The organism is Streptomyces cupreus (genome assembly GCF_014257025.1).
Classification (GTDB): domain Bacteria; phylum Actinomycetota; class Actinomycetes; order Streptomycetales; family Streptomycetaceae; genus Streptomyces; species Streptomyces cupreus.
In genome coordinates, this window is sequence record NZ_JACMSF010000048.1 from 25,468 (window position 1) to 42,219 (window position 16,752).

At 71.1% G+C, this 16,752-nt stretch carries 16 protein-coding genes; 9 read left to right on the top strand and 7 right to left on the bottom strand.

Features of this window, described 5'->3' with window-relative positions; all coding sequences use genetic code 11:
* Positions 1-5: 5 nt before the first annotated feature.
* Entirely contained in the window at positions 6-1,499 is a 1,494-nt protein-coding gene (locus H4N64_RS33060) for an MDR family MFS transporter (protein WP_186286204.1), read from the bottom strand.
* 141 nt (positions 1,500-1,640) lie between these two features.
* On the opposite strand from H4N64_RS33060, the gene H4N64_RS33065 reads away from it, so the two are divergent.
* The gene (locus tag H4N64_RS33065) at positions 1,641-2,555 is read left to right on the top strand and encodes an NADP-dependent oxidoreductase (RefSeq protein WP_186286205.1); all 915 of its coding nucleotides are present in this window, start codon (positions 1,641-1,643) and stop codon (positions 2,553-2,555) included.
* A gap of 38 nt (positions 2,556-2,593) precedes the next feature.
* On the opposite strand, the gene H4N64_RS33070 is transcribed toward H4N64_RS33065, so the two are convergent.
* The 3 genes from H4N64_RS33070 to rfbA are packed head-to-tail and all read right to left on the bottom strand — an operon-like array spanning position 2,594 to position 5,102.
* Positions 2,594-3,556 carry an aromatase/cyclase gene (locus tag H4N64_RS33070; protein WP_186286206.1) on the bottom strand — a complete coding sequence of 321 codons (963 nt, stop codon included), beginning with the start codon at positions 3,554-3,556 and terminating at the stop codon, positions 2,594-2,596.
* The gene (locus H4N64_RS33075; protein ID WP_336246869.1) at positions 3,553-4,170 is read right to left on the bottom strand and encodes a dTDP-4-dehydrorhamnose 3,5-epimerase family protein; all 618 of its coding nucleotides are present in this window, start codon (positions 4,168-4,170) and stop codon (positions 3,553-3,555) included. The genes H4N64_RS33070 and H4N64_RS33075 overlap by 4 nt, the downstream gene beginning before the upstream one ends.
* Positions 4,171-4,184: 14 nt before the next feature.
* Complete coding sequence (gene rfbA / locus H4N64_RS33080; RefSeq protein ID WP_186286208.1) at positions 4,185-5,102, bottom strand: glucose-1-phosphate thymidylyltransferase RfbA; 918 nt, start codon at positions 5,100-5,102, stop codon at positions 4,185-4,187.
* Between the two features lie 114 nt (positions 5,103-5,216).
* Between rfbA and rfbB the strand changes: the two genes are divergently transcribed.
* Positions 5,217-6,206 carry a dTDP-glucose 4,6-dehydratase gene (rfbB, locus tag H4N64_RS33085; protein WP_186286209.1) on the top strand — a complete coding sequence of 330 codons (990 nt, stop codon included), beginning with the start codon at positions 5,217-5,219 and terminating at the stop codon, positions 6,204-6,206.
* A gap of 52 nt (positions 6,207-6,258) precedes the next feature.
* Here the strand turns inward: rfbB and H4N64_RS33090 are convergent, their stop codons facing one another.
* Genes H4N64_RS33090 through H4N64_RS33100 form a run of 3 tightly spaced genes read right to left on the bottom strand, consistent with a single transcriptional unit; the run spans position 6,259 to position 9,009 of the window.
* Positions 6,259-7,323: an LLM class flavin-dependent oxidoreductase gene (locus tag H4N64_RS33090; protein ID WP_186286210.1), complete on the bottom strand. Its 1,065-nt coding sequence runs from the start codon at positions 7,321-7,323 to the stop codon at positions 6,259-6,261.
* Between the two features lie 49 nt (positions 7,324-7,372).
* Complete coding sequence (locus H4N64_RS33095) at positions 7,373-7,837, bottom strand: nuclear transport factor 2 family protein (RefSeq protein WP_222109695.1); 465 nt, start codon at positions 7,835-7,837, stop codon at positions 7,373-7,375.
* The gene (locus tag H4N64_RS33100; protein ID WP_186286211.1) at positions 7,834-9,009 is read right to left on the bottom strand and encodes an acyl-CoA dehydrogenase family protein; all 1,176 of its coding nucleotides are present in this window, start codon (positions 9,007-9,009) and stop codon (positions 7,834-7,836) included. Before H4N64_RS33100 ends, H4N64_RS33095 begins: the two co-directional genes overlap by 4 nt.
* Positions 9,010-9,611: 602 nt before the next feature.
* Here H4N64_RS33100 and H4N64_RS33105 point away from each other — a divergent pair.
* The 7 genes from H4N64_RS33105 to H4N64_RS33135 all read left to right on the top strand — a co-directional run bounded on the left by H4N64_RS33105 (position 9,612) and on the right by H4N64_RS33135 (position 16,631).
* Positions 9,612-11,324 carry a fatty acyl-AMP ligase gene (locus H4N64_RS33105; RefSeq protein ID WP_186286212.1) on the top strand — a complete coding sequence of 571 codons (1,713 nt, stop codon included), beginning with the start codon at positions 9,612-9,614 and terminating at the stop codon, positions 11,322-11,324.
* 107 nt (positions 11,325-11,431) lie between these two features.
* The gene (locus H4N64_RS33110) at positions 11,432-12,262 is read left to right on the top strand and encodes an AfsR/SARP family transcriptional regulator (RefSeq protein ID WP_015657270.1); all 831 of its coding nucleotides are present in this window, start codon (positions 11,432-11,434) and stop codon (positions 12,260-12,262) included.
* Between the two features lie 7 nt (positions 12,263-12,269).
* On the top strand, positions 12,270-13,280 hold the full coding sequence (locus H4N64_RS33115) for an acyltransferase domain-containing protein (protein WP_186286213.1): 1,011 nt from the start codon (positions 12,270-12,272) through the stop codon (positions 13,278-13,280).
* A 191-nt stretch (positions 13,281-13,471) separates the two neighbouring features.
* Entirely contained in the window at positions 13,472-15,133 is a 1,662-nt protein-coding gene (locus tag H4N64_RS33120) for an acyl-CoA dehydrogenase family protein (RefSeq protein WP_186286214.1), read from the top strand.
* A 17-nt stretch (positions 15,134-15,150) separates the two neighbouring features.
* Complete coding sequence (locus H4N64_RS33125) at positions 15,151-15,462, top strand: acyl carrier protein (RefSeq protein ID WP_186286215.1); 312 nt, start codon at positions 15,151-15,153, stop codon at positions 15,460-15,462.
* Positions 15,462-16,280: a 4'-phosphopantetheinyl transferase family protein gene (locus H4N64_RS33130; RefSeq protein ID WP_186286216.1), complete on the top strand. Its 819-nt coding sequence runs from the start codon at positions 15,462-15,464 to the stop codon at positions 16,278-16,280. Before H4N64_RS33125 ends, H4N64_RS33130 begins: the two co-directional genes overlap by 1 nt.
* 78 nt (positions 16,281-16,358) lie before the next feature.
* Complete coding sequence (locus H4N64_RS33135; protein ID WP_186286217.1) at positions 16,359-16,631, top strand: acyl carrier protein; 273 nt, start codon at positions 16,359-16,361, stop codon at positions 16,629-16,631.
* The last annotated feature ends 121 nt before the right edge of the window (positions 16,632-16,752 follow it).

Below are 16,752 nucleotides of genomic sequence, written 5' to 3' on the forward strand. Positions count from 1 at the left end.
CAGCCTTACGGCCGCCGCTCGAAATCCGCTGACGCGGGGCTTGAGCCGTCGTCCGTCTCCGGTGGGCCGGCGTTCTCGGTGTCGCGGGGGCGGCCGGGCAGGAACAGTGCCGGGACGAGGGCCACGGCGCTGAGGCCTGCGGTCCACCAGAACGTGGTGCTGAACGCGTCGGCGACCGCTGCGGCGGACGGCTCGCCCGCGCCGTCCGCCCGGCCGAGCTGCCCCTGGAGGAGCACGGCGAGAGCGGCGGTGCCGAGGGAGCCGCCGATGCGCTGGACGATGACGAGCGCGGGGGCGGCCCGGGGCACGGCGTCCTTGGTCAGTGAGCGGTACGCGGAGGCGGTCAGCGGTGTGGCGACGGCGCCGAGGCCCAGACCGCGCAGCACCAGAGCGCCGGTCAGCAGGGCGTCATTGGTGCCGGTACCGGCGCCGGTGAAGGCGAGGGTGCCCAGGACGGTCAGCGCGATGCCGGTCAGCACGATGTAGCGCGGGCCGAAGCGGTCCACCAGCGCGCCGGCGAGGGCGAGCGCGATCACCGTGCCGGCGCCCTGCGGGGCCAGCAGGAGCCCGGCCCGCAGCGCGTCGTGCCCCTGCACCTGCTGGTAATAGAGGGGCAGCAGGAACATGGCGCCGAACAGGGTGGCGCCGAGCAGGAACAGCAGCCCGGACGCGAGGGCGAACGCCCGGTTGCCGAACAGCCGGAGATCGACGACCGGCGGCATGGCCCGCTGCCGCAGCGCACGGACGACGAACACCGCCATCAGCACCGCCCCACCGCCGACGAAGGCGAGGACCTTCCCGGAGCCGAAGCCGTCCGGGGACTCCTCCAGCACGGACAGCCCGTACAGCAGCGCGGTCAGTCCGGGGGACAGCAGCAGCAGTCCGAGCACATCGAGCCGGCCCGACTCGCCGGGGGCGGGGGTGTCCTTCTCCAGGGCGAGCCAGGCGAAGAGGACGGCGATGCCACCGAGGGGGAGATTGATGTAGTAGATCCACCGCCAGCCCAGGTCGTGGACGAGCAGACCGCCCACGCTCGGCCCGACGATCGGCGCGAGTTGCGTGGGCACGCTCACCAGCGTCATCACCCGCCCGATCCGCCGCGGCCCGGCGGCCCGCACCAGCAGGATCTGGGCGAGCGGCGGGACGAGTCCGCCGCCGAGGCCCTGCAACAGCCGGAAGGCGATCAGGCTCTCCACCGACCAGGCCGCGCCGCACAGTGCCGAGGCCCCGACGAACAGCGAGAGCGCGAACAGCCACATGCGCCGGGCGCCGAAGCGCTCCGCCGCCCAGCCGGTCACCGGGACGACCATGGCGAGCGAGAGCAGATACCCGGCCGCGACCCACTGGAGCGAGGAGAGCGGGGCGCAGAACTCACGGCCGACGCTGTCCAGTGACACCGAGACTATGGTGGCGTCCATCGCCGAAAGAAATGCGCCGCACACGATGACCGCGCCGAGTTTCACCAGCCGCGCGTCCAGTTTTTCGGCGTTTTCAGCCATGGTTCTCTCCCGTTTTCAAGACGCGCCCCGAGCGTCTCAACTGCCCAGCATCGTAGGGTGTTTGAGGAGCGAAGGGTTCGTCCGAGAGCTTCTCAAGCACCTCTTGAAAAATGCTCGAACGTGTATCGGGAGGAAAACCACATGGCAATGGCAATCGCGTTCTCCGAATACGGAGGTCCCGAAGTTCTGAGCCCGCTGGAGATTGCCGAACCGGTCGCGGGACCCGGCGAGGTACGCGTCCGGGTGCGCGCCGCCGGGGTCAACCCGGTCGATGTGAAGCTGCGGCGCGGAGACTTCGCGGGCATGGTTCCCGTCACGTTCCCGCAGCGGCTCGGCAATGAGTTCGCCGGGGTGATCGACCAGGTCGGCGCGGACGTCAGCGCCTTCGCCGAGGGGGACGAGGTGCTCGGCTTCACGGCGATGGCGGCCTACGCCGAGGTCCTGACGGTCCCCGCCGACTCGGTCACCGCCAAACCGGACGCCCTGCCCTGGGAGGTGGCTGGCGCGCTCTCCGCCGTCGGCCAAACCGCCGCCAACGCGCTGCGGGAGCTGAAGGTCGGGGCCGGCGAGACCCTGCTGGTGCACGCCGCCGCCGGCGGAGTCGGCACCGTCGCGGTGCAGCTCGCCCGACGCCTCGGCGCGCGGGTCATCGGCACGGCGAGCGAGCGCAACCACGACTATCTGCGTTCCCTGGGAGCGGAACCCGTCCGCTACGGCGCCGGACTCGTCGAGCGGGTGCGGGCGCTGGCCCCCGGAGGCGTGGACGTCGTCCTCGACGCGGTCGGCGGTGAAGCCGTGGACGCGTCCCTGGAACTCGTCGCCGACCGCGCCCGGATCGGCACCACGGTGGACCAGAAGGCGGCCGACGAGCACGGCATCGTACGGCTGCGGGGCGCACGCTCCGCCGAGCTCCTCGCCGAGCTGGCCGGCCTCGCCGCCGGTGGCGAGCTGGTGCTGCCCATCGCCGCCGCCCATCCGCTCACAGCGGCCGCCGAGGCGCACCGCGAGGTCGAGACCGGCCATGTGCGCGGCAAGGTGGTGCTCACCACGGGCTGACCGCCCGACGGCGGGGAGGGCGCCGGGTTCCGGTGTCCTCACCCGCCGTGCCGTCGCCGCTCGGCGAACTCCTTCGCCCGCGCCAGCACTTCCCGGCTGCTGGTGCTCAGCGCCTGCTCGGTGAAGGCACGGGCCTGCGTCACGTCCGCACCTTCGCCCAGCACCTTCGCGATACCGGACTCCGAGAGGACCACGGTGTGCCGGGAGACGACGAGCGCCCCGTCCCCGTCCCCGGTCACGGTGTAACTGCCGGTGTGCACGGCGGCCAGCGGCGGCACGAGGAGATGCCGGTACACGATCCGGTCCGGCGGGAAGCACACGCGGACGACCTTGGAAGGGTGGTCCACACCGCGTTCGGTATGGGTGACCCAGTCCAGCAACTGCACATTGTCGCCGCCCTCGCGCGCGTCCACCGACACGATGTGCGCAATGCGCTCGGGCCAGGACGCGGCGTCGGCCAGGAACTCGTACACGTCCGCGACCGATCCGTCGACGCGCGCCGTGTCCTCTATCTCGGTCACCAACCGCTCGTCGGCGGCCTCCCGTTCGGCGGCCTCCTTGAGCGCGGCGAGCTCGGCGGTGCTGTTGCGGTCCAGGGTCTCGGCGATGAAGTCCAGGACGTCCGGCTCGGCGGAGGCCGGGCGGCAGTCGTGCAGCAGCCGTACCAGGCACGCTCGCTCCGAGACCGGCTCGACGATCCATGAGCCGCCCATGTCGGCGACCGGTGCCTGGGTGGTCTCCTGCCGGTAGTCGACCCGCAGGTCGTCGGGGCGCAGGGTGCGCAGCGCCACCCAGGGGAACACCCGGTCGCCCGAGGTCAGCCAGACGCCGACGCGTTCGTTCATGCCGTCGCCCGAGAAGCGTTCCATGTGGACGATGTTCGGGAAGAGCCGGGGCCCGTGGGTGACGTCGGAGAGCAGTCGGTACACCAGCTCGGCCGGCGCGGCGACCTCGGCCCGGTGCTCCACCTCGTGCACCTCGGTCTTCGCGGGGGCGCTCATGCGGGTGCTCCCTTCACGGCCTTCGCGTCCAGGGACGCGGTGAAGCGTCGGCACACGTCGTAGTCCGGCAACAGGCCTTCCTGGCCGAGCTGTTTCAGGGTCGGCGCACCGGCGTCGCGCTCGGACAGCAGCGGCTCGCCGAGCGCCGGCCAGTCGATGTCCAGGTCGGGGTCCATGGGGTGCACGGCGCGTTCCCGCTCGGGGGCGTAGACCGCGGAGCAGAGGTAGGCGACGGTGGCCGACTCGGTCAGCGCGCAGTAGCCGTGTCCCAGACCCTCCGAGATGTACACCGCCTTGCGGGTGTCACCGTCCAGCCGGACCGCCTCCCATCGCCCGAAGGTCGGTGAGCCCTCCCGCATGTCGACGATCACGTCGAGGACCGCTCCGGCCGGGCAGGTCACGAACTTGGCCTGGCCGGGCGGCACATCGGCGAAGTGGATGCCGCGCACCACGCCCAGCGAGGAGACCGCGAGGTTCGCCTGCCGCAGGTCCAGCGGATGCCCCACCGACTCGGCGAGCCGGTCGAAGCGGTACCACTCCATGAACCGGCCCCGGGCGTCCAGGTGCTGCTGGGGAGTCACCTCCCACAGACCCTCGATCGACAGAGCTCTGATCTGCACGGTGCCTCCTACTGGTCGGCTGTGGCAGGGGGAGCGGCGGCACCGGGGGCGTCGAACGGGGCGGTCGGCCGGAGGAGTTCGAGCAGATACGCGCCGTATCCGCTCTGCAGGAGCGGCTCGGCGAGCTCGGCGAGCCGCTCGTCGTCGATGAGCCCGGCACGCCAGGCGGCCTCCTCCACACAGCCGATCATCAGCCGCTGCCGCGCCTCCAGGACGCGGACGAACTCGCCCGCCTCCACGAGGGAGGTGAAGGTGCCCGTGTCAAGCCAGGCGGTGCCCCGCTCCAGCACGGTGACATGCAGTCGGCCGCGCCGGATGTACTCCGCGTTGACGTCGGAGATCTCCAGCTCGCCCCGGGCGGAGGGGCGCAGCTTGCGGGCGATGTCGACGACGTCGTTGTCGTAGAAGTACAACCCCGGTACCGCGTAAGGGGACTTGGGCTGCTTCGGCTTCTCCTCGATGGAGGTCACCCTGCCCTGGTCGTCGAACTCGATCACTCCGTACGCGGTGGGGTCCTTCACCTGGTGGGCGAAGATCCAGCCGCCCGTGATGTCCCGCCTGGCCCGCAACTGTGTGCCGAGTCCGACGCCGTGGAAGATGTTGTCGCCGAGGATCAGGGCGACCGGGTCGTCGCCGATGAACTCGGCCCCGATCAGGAAGGCCTGCGCGATCCCTTCGGGGCGGTCCTGAGTGGCGTACTCCAGCCGGAGCCCCCATTGCGAACCGTCGCCCAGAAGCCGCTGGAACTGTTCCTTCTCATGGGGCGTCGTGATGATCAGTATCTCCTGAACACCCGCATTGATGAGGGTGGTCAACGGGTAATAGATCATCGGTTTGTTGAACACTGGCATGAGCTGCTTGGAAACCGCTTGGGTGAGGGGCCTTAAACGCGATCCCGTACCACCGGCGAGAAGTATGCCGCGCATATTCGGCAGCATAAGCGCAAGCAACTGCCGCGGTACACAAGCCCACAGCAGATGTCCACTGCTGCCCGAGCCCAGCACCACTGCACATTGAGCCGGTGACAGCAGTCTCCGGACATGAGGATTCTCGTGACCGGCGGCGCCGGTTTCATCGGCTCCCATTTCGTGCGAAATTTGCTCTCGGGGCGATTTCCAAAGATCCCGGATCCGAAAGTCACCGTACTGGACGCGCTCACCTACTCGGGCACGCTCACCAATCTGAAGGCGGTGGCGGATCATCCCCGATTCACCTTCGTCCAGGGCGACATCCGGGACGTGGAACTGGTCGACTCCGTCCTGCCCGGCCATGACGCGGTGGTGCACTTCGCCGCCGAGTCCCACGTCGACCGCTCGATCCACGGGGCGCTGCCCTTCGTCACGACGAACGTGACCGGCACATCCGTCCTGCTCGACGCCGCGCGCACCCATCGGCTCGGCCGCTTCGTGCACGTCTCCACCGACGAGGTGTACGGCTCCATCCCGACCGGCTCCTGGAGCGAGGACCAGCCGCTGGCCCCCAACTCGCCCTACGCCGCGAGCAAGGCCGGCTCGGATCTGCTGGCGCTCGCCAACCATCGCACCCACGGTCTGGACGTCGTGGTGACCCGGTGCTCCAACAACTATGGGCCGCACCAGTTCCCGGAGAAGGTCATCCCCCTCTTCGTGACCCGGCTGCTGGCCGGGCAGGACGTTCCGCTCTACGGCGACGGCGGCAACGTACGCGACTGGCTGCACGTCGACGACCACTGCGCCGGCATCGAACTGGTGCTGCGCGGCGGCCGGGCCGGGGAGGTCTACCACATCGGCGGTGGCACCGAACTGACCAACCGTGAGCTGACCGGTCGGCTGCTTCAGGCCTGCGGCGTGAGCTGGGATCGGGTGCGCCCGGTCGAGGACCGCAAAGGGCACGACCGGCGGTACTCGCTCGGCATCGACAAGATCCAGGACGAGCTGGGCTACCGGCCCTCGATCCCCTTCGATCAGGGGCTGGCCGCCACTGTCACCTGGTACCGGGACAATCCGTCCTGGTGGGAGCCGCTGCTCGACCGCGCCGCGCTCACCGTGTGAGAGGGCCGTGCCGTCTCGGGAGGCCGCCGGGCCCGGGACGGCACGGCCCCGATCAGGCTGCCTGGAGCGGGAACAGCCCGGGCAGCACCTTCTCGGCGAGCAGACGCAGCGTGGTGGCCGCGTCCTCGTAGGACAGATGGCCCGAGTGGACGCCCAGGCTGAGGGTGACGTCGTCGCCGTACCACCCGGCGATGGTCTCCAACTGGTCCCGCACCGAGTCCGGCGTGCCGACCAGCAGCTTGTTCTCGTCCACCTTGGTCTCGAAGTCGGCGCCCTTGGACAGCTTCTCGGCCAGCTTGCCGTAGCCGGGATACGCCTCGCTCGACACCTTCCGCCAGGACTCGACCGCGGCCCGGAACGACACCGTGTTGGCCTCGTCGTCCGCCCGCCCGGCCTTGCGCGCCCGCTCGGCGTCCTCGCTCACCACGGTCGGATAGCTGAGGTGGATCCGCGGCGAATCCGTGCCCGCCCACTCCGCGCGGAACAGACCCAGCCGCTCCTCAAGTCCCTCCCGGGACATGGCGTTCGGCACCGTCTGCAGATGGTGGCCGCGGCGGGCGGCGTCGGCGACGGAGTCCAGGCTCTGCGCGGTGGTCACGAAGACGGGCGGATGCGGCTGCTGCACGGGCCTCGGCAGCAGGGTCACGGGGCCGAACTTGTGGAACTCCCCGTCCCACACCACGTTCTCCTCCGCCCACAGCTTCTGAATGGCCGCCACATTCTCGGTGAAGCGCCTGCGGCTTTCGTCGAGCGGAATGCCGAACGCCTCGAACTCGTCGGGCAGGAAAGCCCGGCCGAAAGCCGCGTCGAGCCGCCCCTGAGAGAGATTGTCCAGCATGGCGAGTTTCCCGGCCAGTTTCACCGGGTGCTGGAACGCCGGAATGGTGGCGCTGGTGCCGAGCCTGATCCGCCGGGTCCGGCCCGCCGCCGCGGCGAGGAATGTCGTGGCGTCGGGACTGTATCCGCCGTAGGTGAAGAAGTAGTGCTCGACTATCTTGACGTGGTCGTAGCCCAGTTCCTCCGCCAGGTCGACGAGCCGCAGGCATTCGTCGAAATACTGGTCGGCCGGCTTGTCGGCCGGACCCACTGTGGGGAAGAAGACGATTCCGATACGCATGTCCACTCCTGTCGCATGAGACCGGCCGGAGCCGGGCCGGGCCACGAATTCAGTGTTCCAACGCGTCGATACCGATGTGCCGGTGGCGGATGAGCCAGTGGTCGCCCTCCCGTACCAGCACATCCCGGCAGACCACGTGGGCGAAGATGTCCGGCCGCTGTCCCCGGGGCGCCCGCATCGCCAGTGAGTAGTACTGGGCGCGCAGCGTTCCGTCCGGCAGCGGGGTGACGGCCAGGTTGCTCATCCAGTGCCGCATGACGGTGCCCGCCTCGGCGAGCTCCGCCGTGCGCTTGGTGATCGAGGCGCGAATGGCCTCCCGGCCGCGCAGTGCGTCGGTGCGCCCCGGCTCCTCGAAGACCGCGTCCTCGGTGTAGGCGTCGGCCCAGGCGTCCGGCTCACGGTCGTCCATCAGCGCCATGTGCCAGGCGTAGAACTGGGTGATCTCCGCGTACAGACCGGGATCGGCGAACGGACCCGTACGCGGCGGAGTGGTCTCTCCCTGCAACTCGGTCACCTCTTCTGTTGGGTTCGGTGGTGGTGCTCGGGAAGTTCGTCGCCCGCCCGCAGCAGTTGACCGCCGTAGGCGCTGCCCGCGGTCTCGAAGCGCAGGGCGGCATGGCTCGCCACGCAGTGCACGTCGCGCCAGATGCGCTGGAGCGGATCGTCCTGGGCCTGTGCGCCGGAGCCGGCCGAGCGGAACAGCCGTTCCACCGCGTCGACCAGTTGGTCCGCGGCCAGCGCGCAGTCCCTCGGCGCCCGGGCCCGCTCGCCCTCGCCGCCGAAACCCTCGTCGCCCGTACGCGCCGCCCGGCGCAGCAGCAGGGCCGCGCTCTCGATCTCCCCCTCGGCCCGGGCCAGCACGCCTTGCACCGACGGGTTGTCCCTGGGCGCGCCCTTGCCGTTCTGGCCGGGCTTGCCCGCCATCCGCGCCGACCAGGTCCGCACGGCCGCCCGCGCCGCGCCGAGTGCGGGGGCGGCGAACAGCGGGCCGCTGACCGCGCGCAGCGGGGCGGTGTGGCACCTCGCGTCGGAGCCGACGGCACGCCCCCGCAGGATGTCGTCCCGCGCGACGGACCGGTGCTCGGGGACGAACACCCCTTCCGCGATCAGCGTGTTGCTGCCGGTTGCCCGCATCCCGACGTTGAACCAGGTGTCCGCCACCCGGTAGTCGCGGCGCGGCACGGCGAGGAACAGTGCGGTCTCCCGCTCCCGCAGCGGCGCGAGCGCGCACACCAGCGTCCAGTCGGCGAAGTCCACGCCGCTGACCAGCGGCCACTCGCCGGTGAGCCGCCAGCCGCCGGGGACGGGAGCCGCCCGCCCGGTGGGGTTGAGCGCTCCCACGACGACGGTGTCGGCGCCGCCGGACCACAGCTCGCCCTGTCCTTCCTCCGGCAGACAGACGCCCATCCGGGCGGCGCCGGAGGTGACCGTGGCGATCCAGGCGGCCGAGGTGCAGCCCTCGCCCACCGTGGACACCGTGTCCAGCAGCTCCTCGAAACCGCCGGCCCGCCCGCCCCAGCGGACCGGCACGAAATGCCGGGCGAACCCCGCCGCGACCAGGGCCTCCACCACCTCGCCCGGCAGCCTTCGGGCGAGGTCCGCGTCCGCGGCGTGCCTGGCGGCCAGTTCGGCGGCCTCCCTGACCTCGGCGGACGTGTCGGTGGGGGTGAGTAACGAGCCGGACATGGACGCTGCCTCCTCGCCGCGGGACGTTGGCGTGCCGCGACTCAACCTTGTTCAACGGGCTGGAGGGGGCCTTGAGGATCGGTGACGTCGAGAGTGCGCCTCGATGACCCGCCACCGGCCGAGGGCCCAACTCGCCCAGGTTTCAAGGTGGTTGAAGTGGCAAGGGTATGGGTCCCGAACGCGGTTCGGGCCCCTGAGCGCTGTCCGCCGGGCCCGTGCTGAAGCGCGGCTCGGTCGGATCTCGGCCCCGCCCTGCCCCTCGATGGAGATCGAAGAGGGGTTCGATCGCGGCCGAGTTGCGAGTTTCGGGAATCTGTTCTGATCCGGACGGCAGGGCTCCGAGCGATACTTGCCAAGTTCAGCGCGGGTGCGGTGGCCGATCGCGGACAGGATCCGACCGGATCGGTTCCTCAACACATCATGAATTACCGGTACCGCGACGCCATCTTCCCTCGTTAGGATGCAGTCGCAGGCACCCGGCACCCGTCTGGGGGTCGAGGAGAGGTCATGCGTTCCTTGAGCGTCGGCCGTTAGCTTCGCGCCATTGAGTCGAACGGGGGCGGTTCGAAATGGGTGGTTTTCTTGGCGCATTACGGCGTCGCATGGAGGCGGCGGATCCCAGCCGTGATGCCTTCGGCTTCGTCGGCGCCGAGTCAACCCCGCGCCGTGACGGAGGGTCGGGATCGGCGGTCCGGACCCTGACGTACGGCGAACTCGACCGCCAGGCACGGCAGTTGGCAGCCTGGGTCCAGTCGCGGGGCGGGGCGGGACAGCGCGTCCTGCTGCCGAGCTGCGAGGGACCGCTGCAGATCGCCGCGTTGCTCGGCTGCTTCTACGCCGGGGCCACCGCGGTGCCCTGTCCGTCCCCGCTGGACGGCGGGCGCAATGTGCGCCGGCTGACCGCCATCGCCAAGGACGCCGATGTGGGCCTCGCCCTTGCCGACTCCGCGGTGGCGGCCGAGCTGTCCCGGCTCTTCGCGGGCAGCGACCTGGTCTGCCTCGCGGCGGACCGGGCGGCCCTGCCGGACCCGGAGGACTGGCGGCCGACCGTGTCGGCCGAGGACGACATCGCTCTCATCCAGTACACGTCCGGCTCCGTGACCCAGGTGAAGGGCGTCCTGATCAGCCAGCGGAACCTGCTGGCAGGACAGGAGGCCATCACCCGGGCGCTCGGGACCGACGAGCACTCGGTGATCGGCGGCTGGCTGCCGCCGTACCACGACATGGGCCTGGTGGGGCAGTTGCTGCACCCGCTCCACCTCGGCGCCCGAGGCGTGCTCATGCCCGCCACCACCTTCGCCGCGCGGCCGCTCAGCTGGCTGCGGATGATCCAGAGGTACGGCGTCACCGTGTCCGGAGGCCCGGACTACGCGTACGACATGTGCGTTCGGGAGGCGACGGACGAGGAGGTCGGGCGGCTCGACCTGTCCTCCTGGAAGGTCGCCGTCAACGGCGCCGAACCCGTACGGGAGGCCACCATGGCAGCCTTCGCCGAGCGGTTCGCCCCGGCCCGGTTCCGGCCCGAGGCGTTCTACCCGGCGTACGGGCTCGCCGAGGCGACCCTGCTGGTGACCGGCGGCACCCCGGGGCAGCGGCCCGTGGAGCGCGCGGCGGACCCCGCCGCACTCGCCGCCGGCCGGATGACCGCGCCGCGCGGCGGCTCCCGCAGCCGGACCCTGGTCGGGGTCGGACGGCCCTGCGGGGTGGAGATACGTATCGTCGACCCGGAGACCCGGCAGGTGCTGGAGCCGGGGCGGGTGGGCGAGATATGGATCCGGGGCGAGAGCGTCGCCCTGGGTTACTGGCGGCGCCGAGCCGAGACCGAGGAGTGTTTCGGAGCGGTCACGTCCGCTCATGACGGATCGTTTTTGCGTAGCGGCGACCTGGGAGCCGTGGACGAACACGGCGAGCTGTTCGTGATCGGGCGGCTCAAGGAAGGTGTCGTCGTCAACGGGGTCGATGTCGCGCCGGAGGACATCGAGACCTCGGTCCAGGGCCTCAACCCCTTGTTCGGGGTGACCGCGGCCGTCACCACGGGGCCGGAACGCGACCGGCTCATCGTGATCCAGGAAGTGCGCGAGAACGGCCTCCTCGACGGTGAACTGCCGTCGCTCGTCGAGGCCGTACAGACCCATCTCGACGGGGAGTTCGGGATCCCCGACGCCGTCATCCTGCTCGTCCGGCCGGGCGTGGTACGGCGCACCACCAGTGGCAAGCTCCAGCGCTCGGCCATGCGCGGGCTGCTGCGGAGCGGCGGGATCCGACCGCTGTATCCGCGAGTACCCGTGTTCCAGGCCGACTTGAGTCCGAGTTGAGTTCATATCCAGGCTCTCACCGGACCATCGCGTGACCATCACATCACCGAGCGGAACCCATGCTGCGGAACCGCAGTAGCGGAGTGCAGGCAACAGAGAGGATGCCGATGGACATCGAAGTGCTCGGCGCATGCAGAGTGATGCAGACCGGCAAGTCTGTGGTGCCTTCCGCGGTCAAGCCACGCAAGGTTCTCGCAGTACTGGCCCTCAACCCTGACCGTCCCGTCTCTGTCGGGATGCTGGTGGAGGAGGTCTGGGGTGAGACCCCACCGCCCAGCGTCGCAACGACCCTGCAGACGTACATACTTCAACTACGGAACCTTATCACCTCCGCCATCGGAGGCCCATCGCCTGATATGCCTTTGGGCGCGAAAAGCGTGCTCGTGACCCAGCCCGGGGGGTATCTGCTCGACACCCAGGGCGGTTCTGTCGACGTCCGGGAGTACGAGCGGCTCTCCGGCGGCGGTCATCGGGCCCTGGAGAAGGGGGACTACGAGGCGGCGGCGGACCTGTTCCGCAAGGCTCTGTCGCTGTGGCGCGGTCCCGCGCTCGCCGACGTGGAGTGCGGGCGGGTGCTGGATGTCGAGGTGACCCGCCTCGAGGAGTCCCGGATGGGCATACTGTGCCGCCGGATCGAGGCGGACCTGCTCCTCGGGCGCCACCACGAGATCATCGGCGAGCTGTTCGGGCTCGCGGCGCGGCACCCGCTGCACGAGGGCATCCACCTGCAGTTGATGCTCGCGCTGTACCGGGCCGGGCGGCGCACCACGGCGCTGGAGGTCTACCAGCGGCTGCGGGACGTGCTCGCCGGGGAGCTCGGGCTCGATCCGAGCTATGAACTGCAGTCGCTCCAGGGGGCGTTGCTCGACTCCTCCTCCGAACTACGGCTGGACCAGCCGCTCTCGCTCTTCAGAGTGCGAGCGCCGGGCCGGTACTGACGCACCGGTGCCGCCGGTCGCGCTGCTCCTGCCCGGCGCGGGAGCTCAGTACCCCGCCATGGCCTATGGCCTGTACCGGTACGAGCCCGCCTTCACCACGGCGATGGACACGGTGTTGGAGATGTTGGGCTCGGCCGGGGAACGGTTGTACCGACTGTGGTCCTCCGGTGAGCGGTTGCGCACCGTGGCCGAGGTGCATCCCCTGCTGTTCGCGGTCTGCCACGCGCTCAGCGAGACGGTTCGGGATCGAGGGCTGCGCCCCGGTGCGGTCCTCGGCCAAAGTGTCGGCGAGCTGGTGGCCGCTGTCCAGACGGGGGTGCTGCCGTTGTCGGACGCGGTGCGTCTGGTCGCCGTGCAGGCCGACGCCCTGGCCGAGGCGCCGGCGGGCGGGGCGCTCGCGGTCGCGGCGGCGCCGCCCGCGGTGACGTCCTTCCTGCGGGGCGGGGCGGTGGTCGCCGCGTCCAACGGGCCCGGGCAGACCGTGGTGTCCGGGTCGGAGTTCGCGCTCGCGGCCACCCGGCGGGCGCTGGAGGTCGCCGGGTTGACGTGGATGCGGGTGCAGGTGCCCGCGGGGCTGCACGGACCGCTGGTCGCGGAGGCGTGCCGGGAGACGTTGCCGGCGTTTCAGGCGTCCGTGTTCGCCGTTCCGCATACGCCTTTGCTGTCCGGGACCGCGGGTGGCCGGCCCGAGCCCGAGCGGGCGGTCGATCCCGAGTTCTGGGCGCTGCAGCCGTCCCGGCCGGTGCTGCTGGACGCGGCGCTCGGTCAACTCGCCACCGTGGGCGCGCTGTTGTGCGCCGAGGTGGGACCCGGCCATGGGCTCGCGGTGCAGGCCCGGCGGCACGGCCACCGGGCGGTGTCGCTGCTCGACGGATGTGTCGGCGCGCCGCACGAGGAGCGGGAGCGGCTGCGGCAGGCCCTCGACTGTCTGGTGCTCGGGGATCCCGAGGAACGGACGGCCGATACGCCGAGCGCGAGGGTGGCGTGGTTACGGCCGCCGGGCGGGGGGTCCGTATAGGTCCTGCCGTCCGGGCGCGCCGCGGTGAACTGGGCATATGCCGTCACATAGGCACTTGGTGCGGTCCACCAGGGCTTGAGCGGTGCGGCGGAGGCTTGGTTCGTTCTCGTGCGGGTGGGTGCGACAGCCGGTCGTACGGGGACGGATCGGACCCTACGGACCGCGAGGAGTGACACCCGGTGGAGCGATCTGTGCGTGCGACCACGGCCGAGGCGCGGCTCCGGAGCCGTACGGACGAACTGGAGCGCGTGCTCGCTCCGTTACCGACCGGTGCGCTCGCCGGCGAGTCGCTCGCGCGGGCCGAAAGGCTGCTGGACGACTGCCAGTTCGGCGCCGAGTTCGTGCCGGTGGAGTTCGGGGGCCGGCTGGAGCGGATCGACGGGCTTGGGCGGGTGGTGCGGCCCGCTTGCCGGCGGGATCTCTCGCTCGGCTTCGGATACGGGCTCAACTGCTACTTCGCCTCCACTCCCGTGTGGGTCGCCGGTGACCTGGCGCAGCGTGAATGGACCGCTGCCCTGTTGCTGGGCGGTGGCCGGATGGCCGTCGCCCGCCCCGCCGTCGCGCACGCCAACGACTTCGTGCGCGACGAGTTCGCGCTCGTCAAGGACGACGGCCGGCGGCGCCTGGACGGAGCCAAGACCGCCGTACTGAACTACGCCCGGGCCCGCGGCCTCACCGTCATCGCCAGCGCCGAGGACGGCACGCACGAAGTCCTGCTGATCGACCGCGAGATCCTGCCCGAGGGCGCCCTGCGCATCCTCCACCGGTATCGCACGGTGGGCCTGGACGGCTGCGAGTTCGGCGGCCTTGAGTTCGCCGGCTGCCCCGTGCCGGACGAGGCCGTGGTGGGCGAGGCGGGCCAGGGCATGGGCCTGGCCGTCCGCTGCTCGGTCGTCACCCGCGCCCTGCTGCCCTCGGCGCTGATCGCCGCCGCCGACACCGTGCTGCGCACGGCCATCCGGTTCGCCGTCGAGACCCGCGGCGAGGACCCCTACGGTCCGCTCAGGTCGCCGTACGGACGTGAGGTGCTGACCGGCGCCCTGCTGGACCTGCTGATCAGCGACAGCATCGCGCTCGCGGCCGCGCGCGGCATCCATCTGCTGCCCGACCGGGTGAGCGCCTGCGCCGCGGCCGCCGCCTACACCGTGCCCAAGCTCCTCCAGGACTCCGCGCACGATCTGTCCACCGTGCTGGGCGAGGCGTACTTCGACGCCAAGGGCCGCTACGGCGCCTTCGGCCGGATGGTGCGCGACCTGCCGCTGCTGGCCCAGGGCCACGCGGGCACCGCCGCCCGTCAGGCCATGCTGGTCGCCCAACTCCCGCAGCTGGCCCGCGAGTCCTGGCTGGTGGACGACGAGCCGCCGGCCGCGCTGCTGCGCCCCTGGGAGGATCTGCCGCCCGCCGATCTCGCCGCGCTGACGCCCGCGGGCAGCTCCGACCCCATCGTCCCGGTGCTGAGCGCCTGCGCCGGACTCGGCGGCGAACTGGGCGAGCTGGTCACCGCCTTCCTCGGTGAACTGCGCAAACTGCGCGGACGGTTCGCGAAGATCACCCCCGGCGACGGCCTCTCCACCCCGGACACCCTGGCCCTCACCGACCGCTACGCGCTGGTCTGCGCCGCAGCGGCCAGCCTCGGCGTCTGGCGCGAGCACCGCGACGCCCGGCCCGGGACCTTCCTCGCCGACCCGGCGTGGATCACCGGGGCGCTGCACCGGCTGGGCGCCCTGCTGGGACTCGACATACCGAAGGCCCCGCAGGAGGACGTCGAGCGGCGTCTGTTCGACGCGGTCCTCGAACGTTACGAGCAGAGGCGCTCCTACGACCTGTACGAGACGACCCTCGCAGAGTCCTGACCGGAAGGAAACGGCTCATGAGCGCGCACGCCGACGACACACACGCCGACAACACACACGCCGACAACCAGTCCGGCGACCTGATCTCCGCGGTGGTCCAGGCGGTGCGGCGGGTCATCGACGACCCGGTGGCCGAGGTGGGCACGGACTCCCTGCTGCGCGAGGACCTGGGCTTCGACTCGGTTCTCATCATGCAGCTGAAGTACCGCGTCGAGCAGGCCGTCCCGGAGCTCGGTGAACTCTCCCTGCCCGACATGGTCGACAGCATGACTTCCGTGGGTTCCCTGGTCGCCTACCTGCGCGACCGTCTGGTGAAGGCGGCTGTCTGATGGCCGCTCCCACCGCCGGAGCCCCCGTGCTCGTGTCCGGTCCCGAGGGCCAGTGGGACGAGGTGCTGCGGCCACTGGCCGCGCGCGGCACCGTCGTGACCTACGGCAGAGTCGCCGACTGGCTTCCCGAGGAGACTGAAGAAAGGGTTCTGCGCCCGCTGCTCGGCCCCCGTGACTGGGGCCGCTTCCAGCGGCTGAGCCATCGCCGGGTACGGGAGGGCTTCCTCGCCTCCCGGCTGCTGCTGAAGCACACCGCGGCCCGGGTGCTGGCCAGCAGCCCCGAGTCGGTGGACCTGGCGTACAAGCCGGGCGGCCGGCCCTACCTGCGCGGCTGCGACCAGATCGACATCAGCCTCAGCCACACCGAGGAGGTCATGGTCGTCGGGGTCACCCGGCGCGGCCTGCTCGGCGTCGACGTGGAGCGCGCCGAGCGCCCCATGGTGGGCACCGGTGTGGAGTTCCAGGCCTGCACGCCGCACGAGCGCGAGCTGCTGGAATCGCTGCCCGAACGGACCCGCAACAGCGCCCTGGTCCGGCTCTGGACGCTCAAGGAGGCGTACAGCAAGGCCATCGGCCAGGGGCTGCGCTTCCGGTTCACCGAGTTCGGCTTCACGCTCGACGACGCGCGTATCCGCCTCCAGCGGCCGGACGGCTCCCCGGGCACCGGCCCGGAGTGGAGCTTCGGCACCTACGCCCTGGAGTCCGACTACGTGGTGAGCGCCGCCCTGCGCGACGAGGGCTTCGGCGCCGCGGCGGACACGGCCGCCGACACCACGCTGGACCAGAGCCTGCTCGGCGTGCTCCTCGGCCGGCTCTGAGCCGCCGGCCCCCTTCGTTCCACCCCTCTTCCGACCTTCCTCTCGCTGTACCGGTTCCCACACCTCCAGGAGGCACCCATGGCCATGTCCGAATCCCCCGACCGCTTCACCCTCGCCGATCTGCTCCGGCTGCTGAGCGAGAGCGCCGGCATCCCCGAGGGCATCGACCTGGAGGCGGAGGACGTCGTCGACACGCCCTTCTACCGGCTCGGCTACGACTCGCTCGCGCTGCTCCAGGTCACCGGCCGGCTCAAGCGGGAGTACGGGCTGCTGCTGCCCGACACGATCGTCGCCGACGCCCCGACCCCCCGGGCCCTGCTCACCGTCATCGCGCACGCGCGTGCCGCCTGACGACCCGCGCGGCGGGCGCCGAAAACGGTGCCGGCCGCGTACCTTCCCGGAGATTCCGGAGAAGGTACGCGGCCGGTTTTTGCGCTCCAGCTCTGCCGCTCTCCCGGCTGGGGGAGGGCCG